The sequence below is a fragment of the Micromonospora sp. WMMD736 genome (assembly GCF_049179015.1).
Classification (GTDB): domain Bacteria; phylum Actinomycetota; class Actinomycetes; order Mycobacteriales; family Micromonosporaceae; genus Micromonospora.
In genome coordinates, this window is sequence record NZ_JBMHMI010000001.1 from 679,346 (window position 1) to 703,408 (window position 24,063).

Sequence of the window (24,063 nt, forward strand, 5' to 3'; positions counted from 1 at the left end):
ATTCTGCGCGAACAGCAAGCGACCGGAGGGTCGGGGTAGCTACTGCAAGCCCTGCTTCAACGCTAGGTCCAAGGCGAGCTATGCCAAGCGCGTGAAGGAGCAGCAAGGCAGGGATGTGCGGCAGTTGCCCGCCGTGCTGGAGGGGCATCGGCGGTGCCCGGACTGCGATGTCACGAAGCCCCTCGACGACTTTCCGCGTAACCGCTCCGCTCGCAGCGGCTACGGTCGATACTGCAAGCCCTGCCACAACGAAAAGGGCAAGGAGAGCAGGCTCCGACTGCACGGCGGCAGTCGCGAATACCACCTGCGGCAGCGCTATGGCATCGGGGAGAAGGACTTTCAGGAGCTCCTGGCCGAGCAGGGCGGGGTCTGCGCGATCTGTGGCGGCGCGGACCCGCAACATCTGGACCACGATCATCGCACCGGATGGGTGCGCGGGATACTCTGCTTCAACTGCAACGGTGGTCTTGGCCAGTTCCGTGACAGTCCTACGAGGCTGGCCAGGGCGATCACGTACCTGAGAGGAACCACGTGGCAGCGGGCTTTGATCCATCCGGGCGTCTACCAGATGTGTTCACCAACGCGGGGACGTCCTCCTTCACCACGTTTCTGAGCCGGGTGGCCCCCGAGATGCTGCCCGGTCGTCGGCCGCTCCCGCCGGGCATGGCCGCGGACCTAGCGCCGCACGCGACCACCATCGTGGCCATCTCGGCCGCCGGTGGCGTGGTGATGGCCGGCGACCGGCGGGCCACCATGGGCAACCTGATCGCCCAGCGCGACATCGAGAAGGTGCACCCCGCCGACGCGTACTCGCTGGTCGGCATCGCGGGCACCGCGGGCATCGGCATCGAGCTGATGCGACTGTTCCAGGTGGAGCTGGAGCACTACGAGAAGATCGAGGGCGCGATGCTCTCGCTCGACGGCAAGGCCAACCGGTTGGCGTCGATGATCCGGGGCAACCTGGGCGCGGCCATGCAGGGCCTCGCCGTGGTGCCGCTGTTCGCGGGCTTCGACCTGGCCGCCAGTGACCCCACGCGCGCCGGGCGGATCTTCAGCTTCGATGTGACCGGTGGCCCGTACGAGGAGACCGGGTACGACGCCATCGGCTCCGGCTCGCTCTTCGCCAAGTCGGCGCTCAAGAAGCGTTTCCGGACCGGCCTGTCGCTCGAGGACGCGACCCGGCTCGCGGTCGAGGCGCTCTACGACGCGGCCGACGACGACACCGCGACCGGCGGGCCGGACCTGACCCGCCGGATCTATCCGGTGGTGATGACCGCTACCGCCGAGGGCACCCGCCGGTTGACCGACACCGAGACGGCGGCGATCGCCGAGGGTGTGGTCGCCGGTCGGATGGAGAACCCGGGCGGATGAGCGCCGTCCACCCCCACCAGTCAGCAGTCGTCAGCACAGCGCCGTAAGGAGAACCGCCGCCGTGGCCATGCAGTTCTACGCCTCGCCCGAACAGATCATGCGCGACCGCTCCGAGCTGGCCCGCAAGGGCATCGCCCGGGGTCGCAGCGCGGTGGTCCTGAGCTACTCCGGCGGGGTGCTCTTCGTCGCGGAGAACCTCTCCAGCGCCCTGCACAAGGTCAGTGAGATCTACGACCGGATCGGCTTCGCCGCGGTCGGCCGGTACAACGAGTTCGAGAACCTGCGCCGGGCGGGTGTGCGGATGGCCGACCTGAACGGCCTCAGCTACGACCGGCGTGACGTGACCGGGCGGGCCCTGGCGAACGCGTTCGCGCAGACGCTCGGCGCGATCTTCACGGAGCAGTCGAAGCCCTTCGAGGTGGAGATCTGTGTGGCGGAGGTCGGGGCCACCTCCGACGATGACGAGCTGTACCGGCTCACGTACGACGGGTCGGTCAACGACGAGCCGGGCCGGATGGCGATGGGCGGCCAGGCCGAGGCGATCACCGGCGTGTTGAAGTCGCAGCACCGGGCGGACATGTCCCTCGGTGAGGCGGTCCGGGTGGCGGTGCAGGCGTTGAGCACCGCGGGCGGTGAGGGTGGCGCGGCCCGTACGATCGCCGCGAACCAGCTTGAGGTGGCGGTGCTGGACCGGCAGCGGGTGGGGCGTACGTTCCGGCGGATCACGGGGGCGGCGCTGACGGCGCTGCTCGACGGTGACGTCGCGGCGGCGGAGCAGCCGGCCGACGCGGGTGGGCCGGACACGCCGGCGCAGCCGACCACTGAGGCGCACAAGCCGACGACGTCGGCGGGCTCGGCCGACCTGGAGGACAAGCCCGCAGACGGCAAGTAGAACCCAGCGACAACGGCGGGCGGCCCCTTCGGGGCCGCCCGCCGCGTGCGTTCGACGCCCTGCCCGCCCCGCCCCCGCCTCGCCGATCTTGCACTTTCGGCTGCCTGGACGCACCTTTTGCGGGCATTGGTGCCGACAGAAAGTGCAAGATCGACGGGGTGGGGGCGGGGGCGTCACGCGGCTTCGGGCTTGAGGGCGGGTCCGAGGAGTAGTCCGCCGTCGACGACGTGCTCGGTGCCGGTGATGAAGGCGGCGTCAGGCGAGGCGAGGAACAGCAGCATCGCGGTGATGTCGGCGGGCTGTCCGAGCCGGGGGACGGCGAACGGTTCGGGGGTGTAGAAGTCGGCGATCGGGGCGTCCGCGCCCGCCGCCGGCTCGGTGATGAACGCGGTGGCGACGACGCCGGGGTGGATGGTGTTGACGCGGATGTTGTCGCGACCCAGTTCGAGAGCGGCGGTCTGGGTGAGCCCGCGGATGGCCCACTTGCTGGCGACGTAGGGCGCGTAGTGGGCGGTGCCTCCGGTGCCCATGACGGAGGCGATGTTGATGATCACTCCACCGCCGGCTCGGCGCAGCGCTGGTGCGGCGGTCTTGATGCCGAGGAACGTGCCGGTGAGGTTGACGTCGAGGATGCGCGCCCAGGTGGCCTGGTCGGTGGACTCGATGAGGGCCGGCGGGTTCTGTACTCCGGCGTTGTTGACCAGGATGGTGAGCGCGCCGAACGCTTCCTCGGTCGCCGCGACGGCGTCGGCCCACGACTTCTCGTCGGAGACGTCGAGGCGTACGAAGAGGGCTCTGTTCCCGAGTTCGGCGGCGAGGGCGGTGCCGCGCTCGGCGTCGATGGCTCCGATGACGACGTTGGCGCCCTCGGCGTGGAAGGCGCGTACGTGGTTGGCGCCCTGCCCGCCGGTGCCGCCGGTGACGAGAACGGTGTGGGTGGTGAAGCGGGACATGCGGTCCTCCGTTGACGAGCCTAAGGTGAGTCATGCGACTCACCATGACGACGGTACGTCGCCGGCAGGTAGTGAGTCAACCCACTCACCTCGCTATGATGACCGCATGACGACCTATCACCAGCGGGTGGCTCAGCAGAAGCGCGCGCTGATCGTGCGGGCCGCCACGCAGCTGTTCCTGGAACTGGGCTACGACCGGGCGTCGCTGGCGCGCATCGCCGAGGAGGCCGGGGTGTCGAAGGCGACCTTGTTCAAGCAGTTCCCGACGAAGGCGGCACTCTTCGACGCCATCGTCATCGACTCCTGGACGGGCGAGGATGACGCCGAGGTGCCGTCCGTGGGTGACCTGAGAGCCGGCCTGACCGTGCTCGGCCGGCACTATGCGGCGCTGCTGGGCCGGCCGGGGATGGTGGATCTGTTCCGCATCGTCATCGCCGAGTTGCCGCGCTTTCCTGAGCTGGCCAGGGCGCACTTCGCGGAGGGGAAGCTGCCGTACTTCGAGGTGGTTCGGACCTACCTCGTGGCCGAGCGCGACGCGGGGACGGCGGACATCGCCGACCCGCAGATGGCCGCCACGCAGTTCCTCGGGATGATCTCCAACTACCTGTTCTGGCCGAGCCTGCTGGTCCCCCGATGGACGGTGACCCCCGAGCGCGCCGACGCTGTGGTGGACGACGCCGTCCGCACGATGGTCGCGCGGTACGACCGGCACGCGAGCCGGTAGCACCGGGGTTCAGGTCATCGCGCAGCCGACCGGGCCGCGCGCACGTGACCACGCACGCCACAGCACACCCTGACCTACCCGGGTCCCCCGGGGGTGGTCCGGGTAGGTCGTCAGGGGGCGCTGGTCACCCCGGGCGCGACCGCCTCGCGGGCGGCGGGCACGGGCACCGGGCCGCTGGTGCGGGCGCGTAGCAGGGCGGCCATGGTGGCCGCGACCACGACGGAGCCGATGGCGTACCCGAGTTCGACCCGCAGCGCGGTCGCGACCGGGGCCAGGGTGGCGACGACCAGCGCGGCCACGCCGACCGCCCAGGCGACGGCCTGGGCCCGGTGCCGGTCGAGAGCGAGCAGCGCCTGACCGAGGACCATCGCCCAGAGGTAGGCGAGGGTGGCCGCCGCGAGCCAGGCGAAGTCGCCGTGGCCGAGGACGTCGGGCGCGTCGAAGAGGGTCTGCACCAGCCACGGGCCGAGCAGGACGGCGAGTACGGCGCCGGTGAGGCCGAGCGCGGTGACGATGCCCAGGGCCCGCCGCAGGAGGCTGTTGAAGGCCGTGCGGTCGCCGGTCGCGGCGGAGGTGGCGAGGCCGGGTAGCAGGGACGCCTGGAGCGAGGCGAAGACGAACAGCGGGATCCGGACCAGCACCAGCGCGGAGAGCAGCGCGCCGGCGGTGGCCACGTCGGACGGGTCCAGCACCTTGACGTTGATCACGCCGATGTTGACCACGACCTGGGACAGCAGGCTGGACGTGATGAGCAGGCCGAGGCCGCGCAGGAACGCGGCCCAGGCGACGGGGACGCCGCCGCCGATGGCCCGCAGCACCGGGCCGGCGGTGACCGCCACGCCGATCAGCGGCGCGACGATGAGCACCGCGCCGAACCAGACGGGGGAGGTGACGCCGGTCAGGCCGAGCAGGGCGACGAGGGCGATGCGCAGGCCGCCGTCGACGCCGAGTTGGGTGCCGTACCAGGGGAACAGTTGCAGGCCGGAGAGCACGCCGCGGGTGGTGTGCGCGACGGCGAGCGCGGCGAGCGACCCGATGAGGACGGCGACCATGGTGTCGTCGCCGGCGAAGAACCGGTCGGCGAGCGGGCCTCGGGCGACGATGACCAGCGCGACGATGGCGACGAGCAGACCGAGGGCCAGAGCGGCCCCCCGGGCCAGCACGGGCCCGGGGGTGAGGCCCTGGCTGTGCCGGCCGGCGACGAGGCGGGCGACCTCCTGCTCGACGGGCATGAACAGGCCGATGCCGAGCGTGAAGACGATCGTCCAGAGCACCGACAGGGAGCCGTAGTCCGCCACGGTGAGGCTGTGCCCGGCGACGGCCAGGTGGACGTAGGAGGCGAGCCCCAGCAGGGCCAGGCCGGCGCCGACGGCGATGGTGCCCGGTGGGACGAGACTCAGGAGCCGGCGGATCACCGGCGAATGAGCGCCAACGTGAGGACGGCGAAGGCCCGACCGAGGTAGATCATGGCCTTGGCCGGGGAGTGGCTGGGCGTGCCCGCCATCCGCTTGCGCATGGCCACCGGCACCTGGCGGATGGTGTAGCCCCGCCGAGCGGTGTGCACAAGCGTCTCGACCGTGTCGCCGAGGTACTCCACCGGGTACCAGGTGGCGAACATGTCGATCACCCGGCGGTTGGCCGCCCGGAACCCGGAGGTGGTGTCGGTGAGCTTGGTGCGGGCGACGCGGGAGAGGACGCCGGAGAGCATGACCATGGCCCAGCGGCGGGGGCCCCGGACGCTGTAGTCGCCCTCGCCGGCGAACCGCGCGCCGATCACCAGGTCGGTCTCGTCGAGCAGGTCGACGAGCTTCGGCACGTACCGGGGGTCGTGCTGGCCGTCCGCGTCGATCTGGATGGCCACGTCGTAGTCGTGGTCGCGGGCGTACCGGTAGCCGAGGCGCATGGCGCCGCCGACGCCGAGGTTGTACGGCAGCTTGGCGACCCGGGCGCCGGCAGCCGCCGCGACGGCGGCGGTGCGGTCGGTGGAGCCGTCGTCGACGACGAGCACGTCGACGCCGGGGAGTTCGCCGCGGACCTCGCCGACGACGTCGGCGATGGAGCCGGACTCGTTGAGCGCGGGAATGATGATCAGGACCCGCTTGCCGTTAACCATCGTGCGACACCAGTTCGTCTCGGGCCGCCCGGTCCGCGTCGATCTCGGCGCGGAGCAGGGCGAAGTCTTCTGCCAGGGTGCGGGTCTCTTCCTCCAGGGCGCTGACCTCCCAGCTGAGGTGCACGCAGACCAGCAGCAGGAAGACGATGCCGAGGAAGAGCACGAGGCTCACGCCGGACTGGACGCCGAGCAGTTCGGCGACGTTGTCCAGCAGGCGGGGGAAGAGCGACAGCGGAATGACGATCACCAGGACGCAGAGCCAGAGCATGCCGTACTTCTCGCGGAGCTGCCGGCGGCGCAGCAGCTCGACGATCGTGGCCAGCAGTATCAGGCCGGTCAGGCCGGTGACGAGGGTGAGCTTCATGCGACCTTCCACGGGGCGGGTGGAGCGGCGGAGGCGTACGCGGCGGCCGGGGTGGTGCGCGCGCCCTGACGGGGTGGCACACCAGCGGCGGCCCAACGGCCGTTCCCTAGCAGACTGTACGCCGATCGGGGGGCGGAACGGGGGGACCGAACGTTGGGGATCGCTCGGGTCATGCGGTCGGCGCCGCCTTGAGCGGCTCCCACCAGGCGCGGTTGTCGCGGTACCACCGCACGGTCTGCGCCAGACCGTCGGCGAGGTCGATGCTCGGGGCGTACCCCAGCTCTTGGTTGATCTTGGTGATGTCCAGCGAGTAGCGGCGGTCGTGGCCCTTGCGGTCGGCGACCGGGACGACCCGGTCCCAGCCGGCGCCGCAGGCCTCCAGCAGCAGGCCGGTCAGCTCCTTGTTGGTGAGCTCGGTGCCGCCGCCGATGTTGTAGACCTCGCCGGCGCGGCCCTTCTGCTGCACCATCGCGATGCCCCGGCAGTGGTCGTGCACGTGCAGCCAGTCGCGGATGTTGCCGCCGTCGCCGTAGAGCGGGACGGTGCCGCCGTCGAGTAGGTTGGAGACGAAGAGCGGGATGACCTTCTCGGGGAACTGGTACGGCCCGTAGTTGTTGGAGCAGCGGGTGACCACCACGTCCATGCCGTGGGTGCGGTGGTAGGCCAGCGCGAGCAGGTCGGAGCCGGCCTTCGAGGCCGAGTAGGGCGAGTTGGGGGCGAGCGGCCAGGTCTCCGTCCAGGAGCCCTCGTCGATCGAGCCGTACACCTCGTCGGTGGAGACGTGCACGAAGCGCCCGGTGCCGTGGCGCAGCGCCGCGTCGAGCAGGGTCTGCGTGCCGAGCACGTTGGTGGTGACGAACGGCGCGGCGCCGGCGATCGAGCGGTCGACGTGCGACTCCGCCGCGAAGTGCACGATCACGTCGTGCCCGGCGACCACCTCGTCGACGACGGTCGGGTCGCAGATGTCGCCCTGCACGAACCGCAGCCGCGGGTCGTCGCGCACCGGGTCGAGGTTCGCCAGGTTGCCCGAGTAGGTGAGCTTGTCGAGCACGGTCACGCCGGCCGGGTCGAGCGCCGGCACCCCCGCGGCCGTGCCACCTGGCACGCCCAGCAGCATGCGGACGTACTCCGAACCGATGAATCCGGCACCGCCGGTGACGAGGATCCTCACGGGTCCAGGAGTGTACGCGAAGGCGTACGCGGGCATGTCGGCGGCGACCTGCGACATGCCGGCGGGCTGGTTGCGGCTAAGCTCCCCAGGTGCGCGGAATTCTACTCGCCGGCGGTACCGGTTCCCGGCTCTGGCCGATCACCCGGGCAGTGTCCAAGCAGCTGCTGCCGGTCTTCGACAAGCCGATGATCTACTACCCTCTCTCCACCCTGATGATCTCCGGGGTGCGGGAGATCCTGGTGATCACCACTCCGGAGGACCAGGACCAGTTCCGCCGGTTGCTCGGTGACGGCAGCCAGTTCGGGCTGCGGCTGGAGTACGCGACGCAGGACCGCCCGGAGGGCATCGCCCAGGCGTTCCTGCTGGGCGCGGACTTCATCGGCGCCGAGTCGGTGGCCCTGATCCTCGGCGACAACATCTTCCACGGCGTCGGTCTGGGTCGGCAGCTCGCCGCCCACAGCGAGGTCGTCGGCGGCCGGATGTTCGCCTACCCGGTGGCCAACCCGCAGGAGTACGGCGTGGTGGAGTTCGACGACCAGGGGCGGGTGCTCTCGATCGAGGAGAAGCCGGCCCGGCCGAAGTCCCGCTACGCGGTGCCCGGGCTCTACTTCTACGACAACCGGGTGGTCGACATCGCCGGCAAGCTCACCCCCAGCGCGCGGGGCGAGCTGGAGATCACGGCGGTCAACGAGGTGTACCGGGAGACCGGGGAGCTGTCCGTCACCCTGCTCGACCGGGGCACCGCCTGGCTGGACACCGGCACGCACGCCTCGATGATGCAGGCCGGCGAGTTCGTCCGGGTCATCGAGGAGCGGCAGGGCCTCAAGATCGGTTGCGTCGAGGAGGTGGCCTGGCGGGCCGGCCTCATCGACGACGACCAGCTGCGCGCGCTCGCCGAGCCACTGGTCAAGAGCGGGTACGGCGAGTACCTGTTCGGGCTGCTGGCCGAGAAGAACGAGGGGCGCGTGGGCCGGTGAAGATCCGCGAGCTGAGCATCGAGGGCGCCTGGGAGATCAGCCCCCAGCAGCACGGCGACCCGCGCGGCATGTTCATGGAGTGGTACCGCTTCGACAAGCTCGCCGAGGCGGTCGGGCACCCGCTGCGCCTCGCCCAGGGCAACCTGTCGGTCTCCGCGCGCGGCGTGGTGCGGGGCATCCACTTCGCCGACGTACCCCCCGGGCAGGCCAAGTACGTGACCTGCGTGCGCGGCGCGGTCCTCGACGTGATCGTCGACCTGCGGGTCGGCTCGCCGACCTTCGGCCGTTGGGAGGGCGTCCGGTTGGACGACACCGACCGGCGGGCCGTCTACCTCAGCGAGGGGCTCGGGCACGGGTTCTGCGCGCTGACCGACGACGCCACGCTCAGCTACCTCTGCTCGGCCACGTACAACCCGACCGGCGAGCACGCGGTGCATCCGCTCGACGAGGAGCTGGGCATCGAGTGGCCCGCCGACACGCCGCTGCTGTCCGCCCGCGACGACGCCGCGCCGACCCTCGCGCAGGCCCGCGAGAGCGGCCTGCTGCCGGAGTACGACGCCTGCCGGCGGTTCGTGGCCAGCCTCGGGCCGGACGGAATGTCGCACTCAGCCCGTATGTGACCACTCCTCGGGCACGACCTGTGGTGTGACAGTGACGAACCGGGCCTCCGGGCGGCTAATGTCTCATCATGGAGCGGCGAATCTTCGGCCTCGAGACCGAGTACGGCGTCACCTGCACCTATCGCGGGCAGCGGCGGCTGTCCCCGGACGAGGTCGCCCGGTATCTGTTCCGGCGCGTCGTGTCCTGGGGTCGGTCGAGCAACGTGTTCCTGCGCAATGGAGCCCGGCTCTACCTGGACGTCGGGTCACACCCGGAGTACGCGACACCGGAGTGCGACTCGGTGACCGACCTGGTGGCCCACGACCGGGCCGGCGAGCGGATCCTGGAAGGGCTGCTCGTCGACGCGGAGAAGCGGCTGCACGACGAGGGCATCGCGGGTGAGATCTACCTGTTCAAGAACAACACCGACTCGGCCGGCAACTCGTACGGCTGCCACGAGAACTACCTGGTCTCCCGGCACGGAGAGTTCGGCCGGCTCGCCGACGTGCTCATCCCGTTCCTGGTGACCCGGCAGTTGATCTGCGGGGCGGGCAAGGTGTTGCAGACCCCGCGCGGCGCGGTCTACTGCCTCTCGCAGCGGGCCGAGCACATCTGGGAGGGCGTCTCCTCGGCGACCACCCGCAGTCGCCCGATCATCAACACCCGCGACGAGCCGCACGCCGACGCCGAGCGTTACCGGCGCCTGCACGTGATCGTCGGCGACTCGAACATGAACGAGGTCACCACGCTGCTCAAGGTCGGCACGGCCGACATCGTGCTGCGGATGATCGAGGCCGGCGTGGTCATGCGGGACCTGTCGCTGGAGAACCCGATCCGGGCGATCCGCGAGGTGTCGCACGACATCACCGGTCGCCGCAAGGTGCGCCTGGCCTCCGGCAAGGAGGTCAGCGCGCTGGACATCCAGCAGGAGTACCTGGCCAAGGCCACCGAGTTCGTCGAGCGGCGCGGCGGCGACCAGGCCGCCAAGCGGGTGGTCGAGCTGTGGGGCCGGGTGCTCAACGCGGTGGAGACCGGTGACCTGGAGCCGGTCTCGCGGGAGATCGACTGGGTCAGCAAGCTGCGGCTCATCGAGCGGTACCAGCGCAAGCACGACCTGCCGCTGTCGCACCCCCGGGTGGCGCAGATGGACCTGGCGTACCACGACGTGCGCCGTGGCCGGGGCCTCTACGGGCTGTTGGAGCGCCGCGGCGAGGTGGACCGGGTCGCCACCGACCCGGAGATCTTCGAGGCCAAGGAGACCCCACCGCAGACGACCCGCGCGCGGCTGCGCGGCGAGTTCATCCGGCACGCCCAGGAGAAGCGGCGCGACTTCACCGTCGACTGGGTGCACCTGAAGCTCAACGACCAGGCGCAGCGCACCGTGCTCTGCAAGGACCCCTTCCGGGCGTACGACGAGCGGGTGGAGCGACTGATCGCCAGCATGTGACGGGTCCGCCGGCCCCGACGGTGGGGTACGCCGACGGGGCCGGCGCAACCGGTAGGCTGAGCGCGCCATGACGACTTCTGGACCATCCGACCCCTCCGAGCGCGGCGGCGCGCGGCAGAACTGGGTCGAGCGTCGGCGGGAGAAGATCCGCGCCGAGATCGAGCGCAACCGGCGCGGTGAGTACACCGTGCCGACCTGGGTGCTGGCCGTGGCGCTGGTGCTCATCGTGGGCGGCTGGCTCGCCCTGATCTTCCTCTCCTGATCCCGCCCCGCGCTGTCCGACGCTGACCCGTCGGGGCCAGGGGTTGGCCCGGTCGGGTCGCCCCGGCGGGTATCCGCTGGCCGTCGCCGTCGCGGGTCGTCCTGGCGCCCGGTGTGCCGGCGGCGTCAGGACGCGACGACGCGGGAGGCGATCATGAACGATCCGACGGTGCCCCAGCCGGAACGCGACGGTGGGGGCTGGGTCGATCCCGGGCCACGCGACGTGGTCCGCGACCGGCAGAACCCCGACCTGTTGACCCCGCCGAGCACGGACGCGGGCACGCTGCCGAACCTGCGGTTCTCCTTCTCGGACGCGCACACCCGGGTGCAGCGCGGCGGATGGACCCGGGAGGTGACCGTACGGGAGCTGCCCATCGCCACGGAACTGTGCGGCGTGGACATGGCGCTGGAACCGGGCGGGTACCGGGAGATGCACTGGCACAAGCAGTCCGAGTGGGCGTACGTGTCGCGCGGCAGCGCCCGGATCAGCGCCGTCGACCAGGAGGGCCGCAACTTCCTCGACGACGTACGCGCCGGTGACCTGTGGTTCTTTCCGCAGGGGGTGCCGCACCACATCCAGGCGCTCGACGAGGGTGTGGAGTTCCTGCTGGTCTTCGACGACGGCGCGTTCACCGAGAACGGCACATTCCTGATCAGCGACTTCTTCGCGCACACCCCGAAGGAGGTGCTGGCCAAGAACTTCGGGTGGCGGCTCGACCAGCTCGACTCGATCCCGGAGCGGGAGAAGTACATCTTCGCCGGGCAGGTGCCGCCGCCGCTGGAGGCGGACCGGGTCGTCAGCCCGACCGGGGACGTGCCCCGCAGCCTCAGCCACCGGTTGCTCGCGCAGCAGCCGCAGCGGTTCCCGGGTGGGCAGGTCCGCATCGCCGACGTCACCCAGTTCGCCGCGTCGACCACGATCTGCGCCGCGCTGGTCGAGGTGGATCCGGGCGGGATGCGGGAGCTGCACTGGCACCCCACCGACGACGAGTGGCAGTACTACCTGTCCGGCCACGGTCGGATGGGCGTGTTCGCCAGCTCCGGCGTGGCCGGCACCTTCGACATGCGCTCCGGTGACGTCGGATACGTGCCGTTCGCGTACGGCCACTACATCGAGAACCTCGGCACCGAGCCGCTGGTGTTCCTGGAGATGTTCCGCAAGCCCCGCTTCGAGTCCGTGTCACTGACCCAGTGGATGGCGAACACCCCGCCCGAGGTCAGCGCCGACACCCTCAACCTGCCGAGAGAACTGATCGAAGCCCTACCCCGAGACCAACGCCCGGTGATCCGCTGACCCCACCGACCTCTCCGCGCCGGCCTCGGCCGGGTTGATCATGAAGTTATTGCCGCGACACGCCGACGAGGCGCGCAATAACTTCATGATCACCGGGGTCAGGGTCAGGGTCAGGGTCAGGGCCGGGGTCAGGGTCAGGGCCGGGGCCGGGGCCGGGTGGGGTTAGGGGAGGTGGGTGGTGGCGTGGCGGCCGGCGGCTGCTGCTGCCAGGAAGTAGGCGTGGTCGGCGTCCAGGGGGCGGCCCATGGTGGACAGGGGGACGGGGCTGGCGCGTAGTGCGGCGTCCAGGCCGGCCGTGGGCACCCGCACGATCCGGTGCCGGGCCGCCAGCGGGGCCAGGGCGGCGTCCACCTCGGCCGCCAGGGCCGGGTCCAGGTCGTCGGGCACCACCAGCTCCGCCGGGGCGAGCGCCACCCGGCCGTACGCGGTGAGGCTGTGGTGCGACACGCCGTTGTGCCGGGGGCGGGAGTCGGCGTCGGAGATCCGCAGCGAGCCGACCGGACGGCCGCCGAGCGTGGCGACCGCGTTGACCGCCTCGCCGACGGCGACGCCGGAGAAGCCCCACCGGGTGCCGGTGCCCAGGTTGCCCGGCCCTTGGGCCACGATGGCCACGTCGGCGTGCAGCACGTGGCGGGCGGCGAGCAGACCGCCGTGCAGGGTGGTGGCCTCCAGGTCGCCGCCGAACGCCTGCCCGACGCTGATCGTCCCCACCAGCTCGTCGCGTAGCCCGGCGAGGGTACGGGAGAACCAGGCCGGCAGCGCCCCACCGTCGGTGAGTAGGTACGCGACCCGCGCCCGCGGGGCGTCGGCCCGGATGCCGGCCAGGATCGCCGGCAGCGCCGAGTGCAGGTCGGCGGTGACCACCGGCAGGCCACCCAGGTCGTCGGCGTCGGCCAGCACGGCGCGGTGCGGGGACGCCTCCTCGTCGACCCCGAGCAGGATCGGCTGCAACGGGGTGTAGCGGGCCTTGACGAGGTGCCCGGCGTCGCGGGTGTCGACGGCCTCCGGCGGGTCCGGCGGCAGCCGGTCCGGCACCGCCACCACGAGGGCGTACCCGCCGGTGCCCAGGCCCATCAGCAGCGCGCCGGCGTTGAGCAGCACCCGGTCGCCGGGCTCGGGCGTGCCGACCAGCTCCGGATAGGCCAGCGCCCGCATGCGCGTGCCGTCGGGCAGGTCGACGTCGAGTTCCACCGCCCCGGTCCACTGCCGCCGCAGCGCCGCCACCGTCCCTGTACGCCATCGCACCATGACGGGCACGCTAGCCGCGCGGGCGCGGCGGACCGCGACCGGGTGCGATCAGGCCGGCGAGTCGCCGGGGTCCACGGCCTGGGTGTGCCGGGCGGTTCCGGTGGCGCCGGGCTGCGAGCGGGTCGGGTCGAGGAAGACGAACCGGATTTCCTGATAGCGCTCGGTGAGTCGCCGCTCGGCCTCGTCGGCGGTGGCCTCGATCTGCGCGCCGGTCGCCTCGTCCCGGAAGTCGACCTTCGCGGCGACGAGGATGTCGTCCGGGCCGAGCTGCATGGTCAGCAGGGTGTCGATCCGCTCCACCTCGGGCAGGCCGGCCAACTCCTGCTCGATCTCGCGGCGCAGTCGCTCCGGGACGGCCCGGCCGACCAGCAGCGACAGGTTGTTGCCGGCGAGGATCCCGGCGACGGTCAGCAGCAGCAGGCCGATCAGGATCGACGCGACGCCGTCCCACACCTCGTCGCCGGTGGCGTGCGACAGGCCGACGCCCAGCCCGGCGAGCACCAGGCCGATCAGCGCCGCGCTGTCCTCCAGGAAGACGGCCTTGACGGTGGTGTCGGCGGTGAGCCGCAGGAACCGCCGCGGCGTCGTCTGCCAGCGCTCGGACTCGCGCCGGACCTGTCGGACGGCCCGCGCCAGCGAGATCGACTCGATGACGAACGACACCGCCAGCACGATGTACGAGACGAGGTAGTCGCCGCTGTGCTCGTGCACGAGGATGGTGGTGACGCCGTGGGTGACGGCGAAACCGGCGCCGGCCACGAAGGTGAACATCGCGGCGAAGAACGCCCAGACGTAGCTCTCCTTGCCGTACCCGAAGGGGTGCCGTTTGTCGGCCGGCCGGGCTCCCCGGCGCAGCGCCTGAAACAGCAGCACCTCGGTGGTGGTGTCGGCGACCGAGTGCGCCGCCTCGGACAGCATCGCGGCCGAGCCGGAGATCAGGCCGGCGATCAGCTTGGCGACCGCGATGGCGAGGTTGGCGACGCCCGCGACGACCACGGTGCCGACGCTCTCGCTCTCGGTCTTCATCCCGGCTTGCGACATGAGGGCAACCCTATGACCGCGAGCGGCGGCGCGCCGGGGGAGGACCCGATCCGAACAAGTGTGCGGCACGCCCGCGTGGATGCACGATGCGGGCGCGTCGGCTGCTAGCGTCTACCGCGTGTCGCGGACCCGCACCGAACGCCTGGTCAACCTGGTGATCTGCCTGCTGTCCACGCGACGGTTCCTGACCGCCGCGCAGATCGCCGCGACCGTGCCCGGCTACGAGCACGATCCCGACGACGCGCGCGACCACGAAGCGTTCCAACGCAAGTTCGAGCGGGACAAGGCCGAGCTGCGCGAGTTGGGCGTCCCGCTGGAGACCGGTACGGCCAGCGTCTTCGACGCCGAGCCCGGCTACCGCATCGCCCACCGCGAGTACGCGCTGCCCGACATCCCCCTCGAACCGGACGAGGCCGCCGCCGTCGGCATCGCCGCCCGCCTGTGGCAGCACGCCGGGCTGGCCGCCGCCGCGTCCTCCGGGCTGGCCAAGCTGCGCGCCGCCGGGGTGGACGTCGACCCGCAGGCCACCCTCGGCCTGGAGCCGATGGTCACCGTCGACCCGGCGTTCGCGCCGCTGACCGCCGCCGCCCGGGACCGCCGGGAGGTGGGCTTCGACTACCGGGTACCCGACCGGGACGCCCCCAGCCGCCGCCGGCTCCAACCGTGGGGCGTGGTCTGCTGGCGCGGCCGGTGGTACGTGGTCGGCCACGACCTGGACCGGGACGCCACCCGCTGTTTCCGCCTCTCCCGGGTGGTCGGCGTGGTCCGGGTGACCGGTGCGCCCGGCGCGTACCAGCCGCCGGTGGGAGAAGACCTGATCAGTCACGTGGCCCGCTGGTCCGGGCCGGTGGAGCGCACCGGCCGGGCGACCGTGCTGGCCGCGCCGGGCCGGGCCGCCGGCCTGCGCCGCTGGGCGGTCGAGGTGACCGCCGGGCCGGACGGGGACCGCCTGGTCCTGCCCTACGCCGACCCGGACGGTCTGGCCGGCCACCTCGTCGGGTACGGGCCGGACGTCCGCGTGCTCGACCCGCCGGAGGTCCGCGAGGCGGTCATCCAGCGGCTCAAGGAGATCGCGGTACGCCACGACGAGCTGGCGGTCTCCGGGGGCACCCGGTGACCCGCCCGGCCACCGCCCGTGGCGGCTCCCGGGCCTCGGCCGACCGGTTGGCGCGCCTGCTCAACCTGGTGCCCTACCTGCTGGCCCGACCGGGCATCGAGATCGCCGAGGCGGCCGGTGACCTGGGTGTCACCGAACGGCAGCTCCGGGAGGACCTGGAGCTGCTGTGGGTGTGCGGGCTGCCCGGCTACGGCCCCGGTGACCTGATCGACATGGCGTTCGACGGCGACCGGGTGACCATCACCTACGACGCCGGCATCGACCGGCCGCTGCGGCTCACCCCCGACGAGGCCCTCGCGCTCGTGGTGGCGCTGCGGATGCTCGCCGAGACCCCCGGCGTCGCCAACCGGGACGCCATCGAACGGGCCCTCGCCAAGATCGAGGACGCCGCCGGCGACCTGGTGGGTGCCCCGGTCGCGGTCCGGCTGCCCGGGGACACCCGGCGGGTCGAGGCGCTGCGTGCCGCCGTCGAGGGCGGCCGGGCGTTGCGGATCACCTACTACACGGCGGCCCGGGACGAGACCACCGAGCGGGTGGTCGATCCGCTGCGGATGTTGATGGTCGGCGGCCGGGCGTACGTGGAGGCGTGGTGCCGACGCGCGGAGGCGGTGCGGCTGTTCCGCGCCGACCGGATCGACGCGATCACCGAGTTGGACGAGCCGGCCGCCGTTCCGCCGCAGGCCGTCCCGCACGACCGCACCGAGGGGGTCTTCCGGCCGTCGCCCGACCTGCCGCTGATCACCCTGCGGATCGGGCGCGGCGAGCGGTGGATCACCGAGTACTACCCGTGCGAGCGGGTCGAGGCCGGCGACGGCGACCAGTGGCTCGTCTCGCTGCGCGTGACCGACCTGGGGTGGGCGCGACGCTTCGTGCTCGGCCTCGGTCCGGACGTCACCGTGGTCGCCCCCGTCGAACTGGCCGAGCAGGTCCGGGCGACCGCGTCCGCCGCGCTCGACGCGTACGCGGTGCCCGCGCCGGTGACGCGGCTGCCCGGCGACGATCAGGTGGCCCTGGCACCCGGCGCGCCGTCGGGCGATCCGGCGGGGGCCGGCCGCACCCAGTAGGCTGGCCGGCGTGCTGATCTGGATCGTGCTCGCGCTGGTGCTGCTCCCACTCGTGGCGCTCGCGCTGGCCGTGCGCCCGGTGCTGGCCCGGCTGCCAAAGCTGCGCCGCGCCGCCGAGGCGTTGCAGCGCCGGGCCGGTGAGGCGGAGGCGCTGCGGGAGAGCGCGGAGGCGTTGCAGCAGCGCACCGAGGGCGTCCAGCGCCAGCTCTACACGGCCCAGCAGCGCCTCGAGCTGATCAAGGCCAAGCGCGGCTGACCGCGCCGTCGGCCCATGTGGTTGACGGATCATCGCGCGTTGGTCAAGACTTCACCGGCCGGGCCGGACGATCACCACCCGGCGGGTGGCATCCGCCCGATCCGCACGTACGATGGGCTGCGTACCACCCCCCGGACACAGAGCGACTGGAGCTTCTCATGGGTGCCCTCAAGCCGTGGCACATCGCCGTTCTCGTGGTTGTGCTGATCCTGCTCTTCGGTGCGAAGCGGCTCCCCGACGCGGCCCGCTCGCTGGGGCGCTCGCTGCGGATCATCAAGGCCGAGACCAAGAGCCTGCAGGACGACGACCGCGACCTGGCCGAGAAGGCCGACGCGCAGGCCGGCTACCAGCCGCTGCCGCCGCACGCCGGGCAGCAGGCGCCGTACGCCGGGCAGCCGCAGCAGCCGCCGTACCAGCAGGCGCCGGCGCAGCAGCCGGTCGTCGACCCGGTGCACCGCGTCCGCGACAACTGACCGAAGGGCCTTCGCACCGTGGCCTTCGCCCTGCGTAAGCGCGGCCCGAGCACGTTCGAGCGGGCCGCCGACGGCTCGATGACGCTCATCGAGCACGTCCGCGAGCTGCGCAACCGTCTCTTCCGCGCCTCGCTGGCGATCATGATCGGCTTCGGCTTCGGCATCTGGCTGGCGGAGCCGGTCCGGGTGTTGCTGTCGAAGCCGTACTGCGATCTGCCCGGGTCGGTCGACCCGGAAACCCAGAAGTGCCTGTTCGTCCAGCTCGGTCCGGCGGACGTCTTCCTGCTGAACCTGAAGATCGGCCTGTGGGTGGGCCTGATCATCGCGGCGCCGATCTGGCTCTACCAGCTCTGGGCGTTCATCGCGCCCGGGCTGCACCGGCACGAGCGGCGCTACGCGTACGCGTTCACGGCCCTGGCGGCGCCGCTGTTCGCGGCCGGCGCGGTGTTGGCCTTCTTCGTCACCGCCAAGGGCCTCGAGTTCCTGATGAACGTGTCCGGCGACGACATCTCGACCACGCTGGAAGTCACCCGGTACATCTCGTTCGTCACCAATCTGATCCTGCTGTTCGGGGTGGCGTTCGAGTTCCCGCTGATCGTGCTGATGCTCAACTTCGTCGGCCTGGCCAGCGCCAAGCGGTTGCTGAGCTGGTGGCGGGTGGCGATCTTCGTGTTCTTCGCCTTCTCCGCCGTTGTCACGCCCACCCCCGACCCGTTCGGGATGACCGCTCTGGCGATCTGCCTCTCCGCGCTCTACTTCGGCGCGGTGGGCGTCGCGTTCATCAACGACCGGCGGCGGGGGCGCGGCAAGGAGGTCTACGCCGGTCTCGACGACGACGAGGTCTCGCCGCTGGAGTTCGACACCGACCCGGTCGTGGCCGGGCAGCGGGTCGACGCGACCGCGCCGATCGGCGCTCCCGAGCCGATCGCGAAGCCGGCACCGATCGAACGCCGCTACGACGACATGACCTGACGGCCCCGCGCCGCCGGAGTTCGCCGACGCCGCCCCCGCCGAGCGGGGGCGGCGTCGCCGTGTCCGGCGTCGACCGAATCGAGCCGCGCGGTGGGTTGGGAGCGCTACCTCCGCACGATGAACATCAGATGTACGACGAGTACGGTGCTGGCCGTGACCGTGAAAGAGTTTCGGCCCGGACCGGCCGAGGACGCCGCTTCGGCCGCTGGCCCGGTGGCCGTGCTCGCCAATCCGACGGCCGGCCGGGGACGGCGTCGGGCCCTGCTGCCCCGGCTGCTGGACGGGCTGTCCGCCGCCGGCCGCCCGGTGACGGTGCTGTCGGCGACCACTCCGGGTGAGGCGGAGACGGCCTGTCGGATGGCGGTCGCCGAGGGCGCGGGCGCGCTGGTCGCGATCGGTGGGGACGGCACCGTGCACCGGGCGTTGCAGGCGGTGGCCGGCACCGACGTCCCGTTCGGACCGGTGCCCGCCGGCACCGGCAACGACTTCGCGATCGACACCGGTTTTCCCGCCGATCCCGTCGCCGCCGTGGCGGTGATCGCCGAGGCGCTGCGCGCCGGCCGGAGCAGCGAGGTCGACCTGGCCCGGATGACCGGCGTCGACGGCGCGGAACGCTGGTACGGGGCGGTCCTCGCGGCGGGCTTCGACGCGATCGTCAACGAGCGGGCCAACCGGATGCGGTGGCCGCGTGGCCCCCGCCGGTACGACCTGGCGATCCTCGTCGAGATGGCCCGCCTGCGGCCCCGGCGCTACACGATGCGCCTCGACGGGGTGCCGCACGAGATGGACTCGGTGCTGGTGGCGGTGGGCAACTGCCCGTCGTACGGCGGCGGGATGCGGATCTGCCCGGACGCCGACCCGACCGACGGGCTGCTGGACGTGGTGGTGGCCGGCCGGGCGGACCGGCGCACCATGATCCGGGTGAAGCCGCACATCTACCAGGGCACCCACGTCGAGCACCCGGTGGTGAGCAGCTACCGGGCCCGTACGGTGGAGTTGGCCGCCGACGGGATCGTGACGTACGCCGACGGGGAACGCTCGCTCAGCCTCCCGGTGACGATCACCGCGGTCCCGGGGGCCCTGCGACTGCTGCGCTGACCCGTACCGCGCCGATGCTGGCGGCGATGACCAGCACGATGGCGACGCATTCCGACACGGTCAGCGCCTGGCGCAGCACCAGCCAGCCGGCGAGGGTGGCGACGGCCGGGCCGAGACTCATCAGCACCGCGAACGTCGAGGTGGACATTCGGCGCAGCGCCAGCAGTTCCAGGGTGTACGGCAGGCCGGAGGCGAGCACCGCGAGGGCCGCGCCGTACGCCAGCACCTGCGGGTCGAGCAGCACCATGCCGCCGTCGACGATGCCCAGCGGCAGGGTGACCAGCGCGGCCAGGGTGAGCGCGAGGGCGAGCCCGTCCGCGCCGGGGAACCGGCCGCCGACCCGGGCGCTGAGCACGATGTACGCGGCCCACATCGTGCCCGCGCCGAACGCGAACGCCACCCCGGCCGGGTTGAGCCGGTCGAAGCCGCCCTGCCCGAGCAGTGCCACCCCGGCCAGCGCGAGCCCCGCCCAGCACCAGCTCGCCAGCCGGCGGGCGGTGAACACCGACAGGGCGAGCGGGCCGAGCACCTCCAGCGTCACCGTCGGTCCGAGCGGGATGCGTTCGATGGCCTGGTAGAACAGCGAGTTCATGCCGGCCAGGGCCAGCCCGAACGCGCCGACGGCGAGCCAGGCCGAGCGGTCGTGCCCGCGCAGTCGCGGCCGGCACACGACGAGCAGCAACACCGCCGAGATCGTCAGCCGCAGGGTGACCGCCCCGGCCACCCCGGTACGCGGGAACAGCAGCGCGGCGACGGCGGAGCCGAACTGGACCGACAGCGCCCCGCCGAGCACCAGCCCCACGGCGAGGACACCACCGTGCCGCTGTGGGGGCGCGTCGGTCGGTGTCGACGCAGGCAGGAGGGTGTCCGTCACGCCCCTGACGCTAGGCGGTCGGCTCCCTGGGCCAGCGGGCGGCCTTCCCGCGGCTCAGGACGGCAGGGCCAGGTCCAGGACCGCGCCCAGCCCGTTCTCCCGGCCCGGCTCGGCGGCCGGCAGCACCAGCACCGCGCAGCCGGCGGCCACCGCACCCGCGTCGGCCGGGGTGTCGCCGACCATCAGCGTCTGCTCGGGGTCGACGCCCAGCATGCCGCAGGCCCGCCAGAAGATGGCGGGGTCGGGCTTGCAGCGCCCCACCTCGTACGACAGCACGAACGCGTCGACCAGGTCGGTCAACCCCCAGGCGTCGAAGTGCGGGCGCAGGTCGAAACCGATGTTGCTGACCACCGCGACCCGCACCCCGGCGTCGCGCAGCGCGGCCAGCGTGGGGGCCGTGTCCGGGTAGGGCACCCAGCCCTCGGCGAGGAGCAGCCGCTCGTAGAGCGCGTCGGCGAAGCCCTCGATGCCGGCGTCCACGGTCTCGGCCAGACCCGTGTACGCGCCCCGATGGGCGTGCGCGTAGAGGTCGCGGTCGGCCCACAGCTCGGCCAGCCGGGGCGGCACCCGGGCGGGTAGCGGGCCGCCCGCGCGACCGGCGGTCAGCAGGCGGTCGGCCAGCGAGGTGGCGCGGACCCGGTCGAGGGTGACCCCGCACGCCGCCGCGGCCTCCAGCACCCACTGCCGAGGCTCCTCCACCTGGGCGAGGGTGCCGTGGAAGTCGAACAGCACCGCCTTCACGGGCCGTCGGGACGTCCGGCGGGCGGCGGCGCTGCCCGGCGGAGTGGTCTGAGGCGGTTCGGCATGGTCCGGCACGCCGTGCACCCTACCGACCCTCGCCGACAGCTCCGCCGGACGGCCTTGTGGGGTGCACTGTGCCGGCACGCACTAATCTTGGTGCCATGTCGAGCCCCGCCGAGCGGTACGCCGCGGCGCGCCGCCGGGCCGCGCAGGCCTCCGAGTTTCCGGCGCTGGACGAGTTCGCCCTTGACCTGGGGTTCGACCTCGACGATTTCCAGCGCGAGGCGTGTCAGTCGTTGGAGCGGGGCAGCGGTGTGCTGGTCTGCGCCCCGACCGGCGCCGGTAAGACCGTGGTCGGCGAGTTCGCCGTACACCTGGCTCTGCGGGGGCGGCCCGACGACCCGGCGGCGGCCGGCGGCGCCACGCCGCCCACGGCCCGGCGCAAGTGCTTCTACACGACGCCGATCAAGGCGCTGTCCAACCAGAAGTACCACGACCTCGTCGACCGGTACGGCGCCGAGCAGGTCGGCCTGCTGACCGGCGACAACGCGATCAACGGCGACGCGCCCGTGGTGGTGATGACCACCGAGGTGCTGCGCAACATGCTCTACGCGGGCTCCAGCACGTTGCAGGGGCTCGCCTACGTGGTCATGGACGAGGTGCACTACCTCGCCGACCGGTTCCGTGGCGGCGTGTGGGAAGAGGTGATCATCCACCTGCCGGAGTCGGTCACCCTGGTCTCGCTGTCGGCGACCGTGTCGAACGCCGAGGAGTTCGCCGACTGGCTGGTCACCGTGCGCGGCGAGACCGCCGTGGTGGTCAGCGAGCACCGGCCGGTGCCGCTGTGGCAGCACATGCTGGTCGGCAAGCGGATGTTCGACCTGTTCCACGACGCCGACGCCGCCCGCAAGCACGACGTGCACCCGGAGCTGCTGCGCTACACCCGCGACACGATGCGCCGGCTGGAGTTGGGCGAGGGGCGCAGCGCCGGCCCGGGCGCCGGTCGTCGTGGTCCCCGCTGGCGTGGCCCGATCCGCCCGGACATCGTGGACCGGCTGGACCGGGAGGGTCTGCTGCCGGCCATCCTGTTCATCTTCAGCCGCGCGGGCTGCGCCGCCGCCGTGCAGCAGTGCCTGGCCGCCGGGCTGCGGCTCACCTCGCCCGAGGAACGCGCCGAGATCCGCCGGGTGGTCGAGTCCCGGGTCACCGCCATCCCCGGTGAGGACCTGACGGTACTGGGCTACTGGGAATGGCTGGACGGCCTGGAGCGGGGCCTCGCCGCCCACCACGCCGGCATGCTGCCGGTGTTCAAGGAGGTCGTCGAGGAGCTGTTCGTCCGGGGCCTGGTCAAGGCGGTCTTCGCCACCGAGACCCTCGCCCTGGGCATCAACATGCCGGCGCGCTGCGTGGTGCTGGAACGCCTCGTCAAGTACAACGGCGAGGCGCACGTCGATCTCACCCCGGGGGAGTACACCCAGCTCACCGGCCGCGCCGGCCGGCGGGGCATCGACGTCGAGGGGCACGCCGTGGTGGTGTGGTCCCCGGAGACCGACCCGCGCCATGTGGCCGGGCTCGCCTCCACCCGCACCTATCCGCTGCGGTCCAGCTTCCGGCCGTCGTACAACATGGCGGTGAACCTGGTCGGCTCGGTCGGCGCGGAACCCGCCCGGGCGCTGCTGGAGTCCTCGTTCGCCCAGTTCCAGGCCGACCGGTCGGTGGTCGGCCTGGCGCGGCAGGTCCAGCGCAACACCGAGACCATCGAGGCGTACGGCGCGGAGGCCGCCTGCCACCACGGCGACTTCGACGAGTACTTCGCGCTGCGGGTGGCGATCGCCGACCGGGAGAAGGCGATCGCCCGGCAGGGGCAGACCCAGCGCAAGGCCGCGGCCGTGGCGTCGCTGGAGCGGCTGCGTGTCGGCGACGTGATCCGCGTGCCGTCGGGCCGTCGGGCCGGTCTGGCGGTCGTGCTGGACCCGGCGACCGGCGGTTTCGGCGAACCCCGTCCGCTGGTGCTCACCCAGGACCGTTGGGCGGGCCGGGTCAGCCCGGGCGACTTCACCACGCCCGCCGAGGTGCTGGCCCGCATCCGGGTGCCCAAGCACTTCAACCACCGCTCGCCGGCGGCCCGGCGGGACCTGGCCGCCGAGGTCAGCGGCACCGGCCTGGACCGGCACGGTGGCCGCCGCGGTGGCCGTTCCCGGCAGACGCCCGGCGAGGACCACCGGCTCAGCCAGCTCCGCACCGAGCTGCGTAACCACCCCTGCCACGCCTGCCCGGAACGGGAGGAGCACGCCCGCTGGGCGGAGCGCCGCCGCCGTCTCGAACGGGACACCGACGAGCTGCGCCAGCGGGTGTCCGGGCGTACCGGGTCCCTCGCCCGGACGTTCGACCGGATCGTCGCGCTGCTGACCGAGCGTGGTTACCTCGGTCGCGACGGCGCGGTCACCGACGCCGGTCGGATGCTCGGCCGGATCTGGACCGAGGCGGATCTGCTGGTCGCCGAGTGTCTGCGTCGACGCGTGTGGGACGGGCTCTCCCCGGCCGAGCTGGCCGCCGCGGTGTCCGTGGTGGTCTTCGAGGCGCGGCGCGACGTCGACGAGCGGGCGTCCCTGCCACGCGGCCCGGTCTCCGACGCGGTGGACGAGACGCTGAAGCTGTGGGGCGAGATCGAGGCCGACGAGGCCGCCCGTGGGCTGACCGCGACCCGCGAGCCGGATCTGGGCTTCGCCTGGCCGGTCTACCGGTGGGCGCGGGGCGAGGCGCTGGCGAAGGTGCTCGGCAGCGGGCACGAGATCGACGGCGAGATGCCGGCCGGCGATTTCGTCCGGTGGGCGCGGCAGGTGGTCGACCTTCTTGGTCAACTTTCCGACTCTGGCGGCGCGTCGCCGGAGCTGCGTTCCACGGCCCGGCAGGCGATAGCGGCCATCAACCGGGGAGTGCTGGCGTACCACACCTCAGCCTGATGATCACTTTCGGTCAACCGTGCCGGCGAATCGACGCATCGGACGGTTA

At 72.3% G+C, this 24,063-nt stretch carries 25 protein-coding genes; 16 read left to right on the plus strand and 9 right to left on the minus strand.

What is annotated here, in order from left to right:
• The first annotated feature begins 91 nt into the window (after positions 1-91).
• The 3 genes from ACN269_RS02895 (at position 92) to prcA (ending at position 2,263) form a co-directional block, all read left to right on the plus strand.
• The gene (locus tag ACN269_RS02895; RefSeq protein ID WP_421470872.1) at positions 92-613 is read left to right on the plus strand and encodes an endonuclease VII domain-containing protein; all 522 of its coding nucleotides are present in this window, start codon (positions 92-94) and stop codon (positions 611-613) included.
• Positions 532-1,371, plus strand: a complete 840-nt coding sequence (prcB, locus tag ACN269_RS02900; protein WP_421470873.1) for a proteasome subunit beta — start codon at positions 532-534, stop codon at positions 1,369-1,371. Before ACN269_RS02895 ends, prcB begins: the two co-directional genes overlap by 82 nt.
• A 61-nt stretch (positions 1,372-1,432) precedes the next feature.
• A complete protein-coding gene (gene prcA, locus ACN269_RS02905; protein WP_421470874.1) occupies positions 1,433-2,263 on the plus strand; it encodes a proteasome subunit alpha in 831 nt (276 codons plus the stop codon).
• Positions 2,264-2,436: 173 nt separating this feature from the next.
• On the opposite strand, the gene ACN269_RS02910 is transcribed toward prcA, so the two are convergent.
• Positions 2,437-3,216, minus strand: coding sequence for an SDR family NAD(P)-dependent oxidoreductase (locus ACN269_RS02910; protein ID WP_421470875.1), 780 nt, complete (start codon positions 3,214-3,216; stop codon positions 2,437-2,439).
• Positions 3,217-3,322: 106 nt separating this feature from the next.
• Between ACN269_RS02910 and ACN269_RS02915 the strand changes: the two genes are divergently transcribed.
• The gene (locus ACN269_RS02915; RefSeq protein WP_421470876.1) at positions 3,323-3,940 is read left to right on the plus strand and encodes a TetR/AcrR family transcriptional regulator; all 618 of its coding nucleotides are present in this window, start codon (positions 3,323-3,325) and stop codon (positions 3,938-3,940) included.
• Between the two features lie 110 nt (positions 3,941-4,050).
• Here ACN269_RS02915 and ACN269_RS02920 read toward each other — a convergent pair whose 3' ends face one another.
• The 4 genes from ACN269_RS02920 to rfbB all read right to left on the minus strand — a co-directional run bounded on the left by ACN269_RS02920 (position 4,051) and on the right by rfbB (position 7,588).
• Positions 4,051-5,355: a lipopolysaccharide biosynthesis protein gene (locus ACN269_RS02920; protein ID WP_421470877.1), complete on the minus strand. Its 1,305-nt coding sequence runs from the start codon at positions 5,353-5,355 to the stop codon at positions 4,051-4,053.
• Positions 5,352-6,053 (minus strand): glycosyltransferase family 2 protein, encoded by a 702-nt coding sequence (locus ACN269_RS02925; protein ID WP_007459917.1) that lies wholly within the window; start codon positions 6,051-6,053, stop codon positions 5,352-5,354. The genes ACN269_RS02920 and ACN269_RS02925 overlap by 4 nt, the downstream gene beginning before the upstream one ends.
• Positions 6,046-6,417 carry a DUF2304 domain-containing protein gene (locus tag ACN269_RS02930; RefSeq protein WP_007459918.1) on the minus strand — a complete coding sequence of 124 codons (372 nt, stop codon included), beginning with the start codon at positions 6,415-6,417 and terminating at the stop codon, positions 6,046-6,048. The genes ACN269_RS02925 and ACN269_RS02930 overlap by 8 nt, the downstream gene beginning before the upstream one ends.
• 169 nt (positions 6,418-6,586) lie before the next feature.
• The gene (rfbB, locus tag ACN269_RS02935) at positions 6,587-7,588 is read right to left on the minus strand and encodes a dTDP-glucose 4,6-dehydratase (RefSeq protein ID WP_421476178.1); all 1,002 of its coding nucleotides are present in this window, start codon (positions 7,586-7,588) and stop codon (positions 6,587-6,589) included.
• An 89-nt stretch (positions 7,589-7,677) separates the two neighbouring features.
• On the opposite strand from rfbB, the gene rfbA reads away from it, so the two are divergent.
• From rfbA to ACN269_RS02960, 5 genes are all read left to right on the plus strand, one after another.
• Positions 7,678-8,565: a glucose-1-phosphate thymidylyltransferase RfbA gene (gene rfbA, locus ACN269_RS02940; RefSeq protein ID WP_421470878.1), complete on the plus strand. Its 888-nt coding sequence runs from the start codon at positions 7,678-7,680 to the stop codon at positions 8,563-8,565.
• A complete protein-coding gene (gene rfbC, locus ACN269_RS02945; RefSeq protein ID WP_421470879.1) occupies positions 8,562-9,185 on the plus strand; it encodes a dTDP-4-dehydrorhamnose 3,5-epimerase in 624 nt (207 codons plus the stop codon). Before rfbA ends, rfbC begins: the two co-directional genes overlap by 4 nt.
• Before the next feature lie 68 nt (positions 9,186-9,253).
• On the plus strand, positions 9,254-10,612 hold the full coding sequence (pafA, locus tag ACN269_RS02950) for a Pup--protein ligase (RefSeq protein WP_074309747.1): 1,359 nt from the start codon (positions 9,254-9,256) through the stop codon (positions 10,610-10,612).
• Positions 10,613-10,679: 67 nt separating this feature from the next.
• Complete coding sequence (locus ACN269_RS02955) at positions 10,680-10,874, plus strand: hypothetical protein (RefSeq protein WP_421470880.1); 195 nt, start codon at positions 10,680-10,682, stop codon at positions 10,872-10,874.
• 153 nt (positions 10,875-11,027) lie between these two features.
• Positions 11,028-12,167: an oxalate decarboxylase family bicupin gene (locus ACN269_RS02960; RefSeq protein WP_421470881.1), complete on the plus strand. Its 1,140-nt coding sequence runs from the start codon at positions 11,028-11,030 to the stop codon at positions 12,165-12,167.
• A 162-nt stretch (positions 12,168-12,329) separates the two neighbouring features.
• Here ACN269_RS02960 and ACN269_RS02965 read toward each other — a convergent pair whose 3' ends face one another.
• Positions 12,330-13,415 (minus strand): DUF3866 family protein, encoded by a 1,086-nt coding sequence (locus ACN269_RS02965; protein ID WP_421470882.1) that lies wholly within the window; start codon positions 13,413-13,415, stop codon positions 12,330-12,332.
• A gap of 48 nt (positions 13,416-13,463) precedes the next feature.
• Positions 13,464-14,456, minus strand: coding sequence for a cation diffusion facilitator family transporter (locus ACN269_RS02970; protein ID WP_421470883.1), 993 nt, complete (start codon positions 14,454-14,456; stop codon positions 13,464-13,466).
• 118 nt (positions 14,457-14,574) lie between these two features.
• Here ACN269_RS02970 and ACN269_RS02975 point away from each other — a divergent pair, with 118 nt between their 5' ends.
• From ACN269_RS02975 to ACN269_RS03000, 6 genes are all read left to right on the plus strand, one after another.
• Complete coding sequence (locus tag ACN269_RS02975; RefSeq protein ID WP_421470884.1) at positions 14,575-15,573, plus strand: helix-turn-helix transcriptional regulator; 999 nt, start codon at positions 14,575-14,577, stop codon at positions 15,571-15,573.
• On the plus strand, positions 15,570-16,637 hold the full coding sequence (locus ACN269_RS02980) for a helix-turn-helix transcriptional regulator (protein WP_421470885.1): 1,068 nt from the start codon (positions 15,570-15,572) through the stop codon (positions 16,635-16,637). Before ACN269_RS02975 ends, ACN269_RS02980 begins: the two co-directional genes overlap by 4 nt.
• A gap of 10 nt (positions 16,638-16,647) precedes the next feature.
• Positions 16,648-16,893 carry a hypothetical protein gene (locus tag ACN269_RS02985; protein WP_421470886.1) on the plus strand — a complete coding sequence of 82 codons (246 nt, stop codon included), beginning with the start codon at positions 16,648-16,650 and terminating at the stop codon, positions 16,891-16,893.
• A 158-nt stretch (positions 16,894-17,051) separates the two neighbouring features.
• A complete protein-coding gene (gene tatA, locus ACN269_RS02990; protein WP_355233542.1) occupies positions 17,052-17,366 on the plus strand; it encodes a Sec-independent protein translocase subunit TatA in 315 nt (104 codons plus the stop codon).
• Between the two features lie 18 nt (positions 17,367-17,384).
• Positions 17,385-18,338 (plus strand): twin-arginine translocase subunit TatC, encoded by a 954-nt coding sequence (gene tatC, locus ACN269_RS02995; RefSeq protein WP_421470887.1) that lies wholly within the window; start codon positions 17,385-17,387, stop codon positions 18,336-18,338.
• A 144-nt stretch (positions 18,339-18,482) separates the two neighbouring features.
• Complete coding sequence (locus ACN269_RS03000; RefSeq protein WP_421470888.1) at positions 18,483-19,436, plus strand: diacylglycerol kinase; 954 nt, start codon at positions 18,483-18,485, stop codon at positions 19,434-19,436.
• Here ACN269_RS03000 and ACN269_RS03005 read toward each other — a convergent pair.
• Positions 19,399-20,310: an EamA family transporter gene (locus ACN269_RS03005; protein ID WP_421470889.1), complete on the minus strand. Its 912-nt coding sequence runs from the start codon at positions 20,308-20,310 to the stop codon at positions 19,399-19,401. The genes ACN269_RS03000 and ACN269_RS03005 overlap by 38 nt on opposite strands.
• 54 nt (positions 20,311-20,364) lie before the next feature.
• Complete coding sequence (locus tag ACN269_RS03010; RefSeq protein ID WP_421470890.1) at positions 20,365-21,126, minus strand: HAD family hydrolase; 762 nt, start codon at positions 21,124-21,126, stop codon at positions 20,365-20,367.
• An 86-nt stretch (positions 21,127-21,212) separates the two neighbouring features.
• Here ACN269_RS03010 and ACN269_RS03015 point away from each other — a divergent pair, with 86 nt between their 5' ends.
• Entirely contained in the window at positions 21,213-24,014 is a 2,802-nt protein-coding gene (locus ACN269_RS03015; RefSeq protein ID WP_421470891.1) for a DEAD/DEAH box helicase, read from the plus strand.
• Positions 24,015-24,063: the final 49 nt, after the last annotated feature.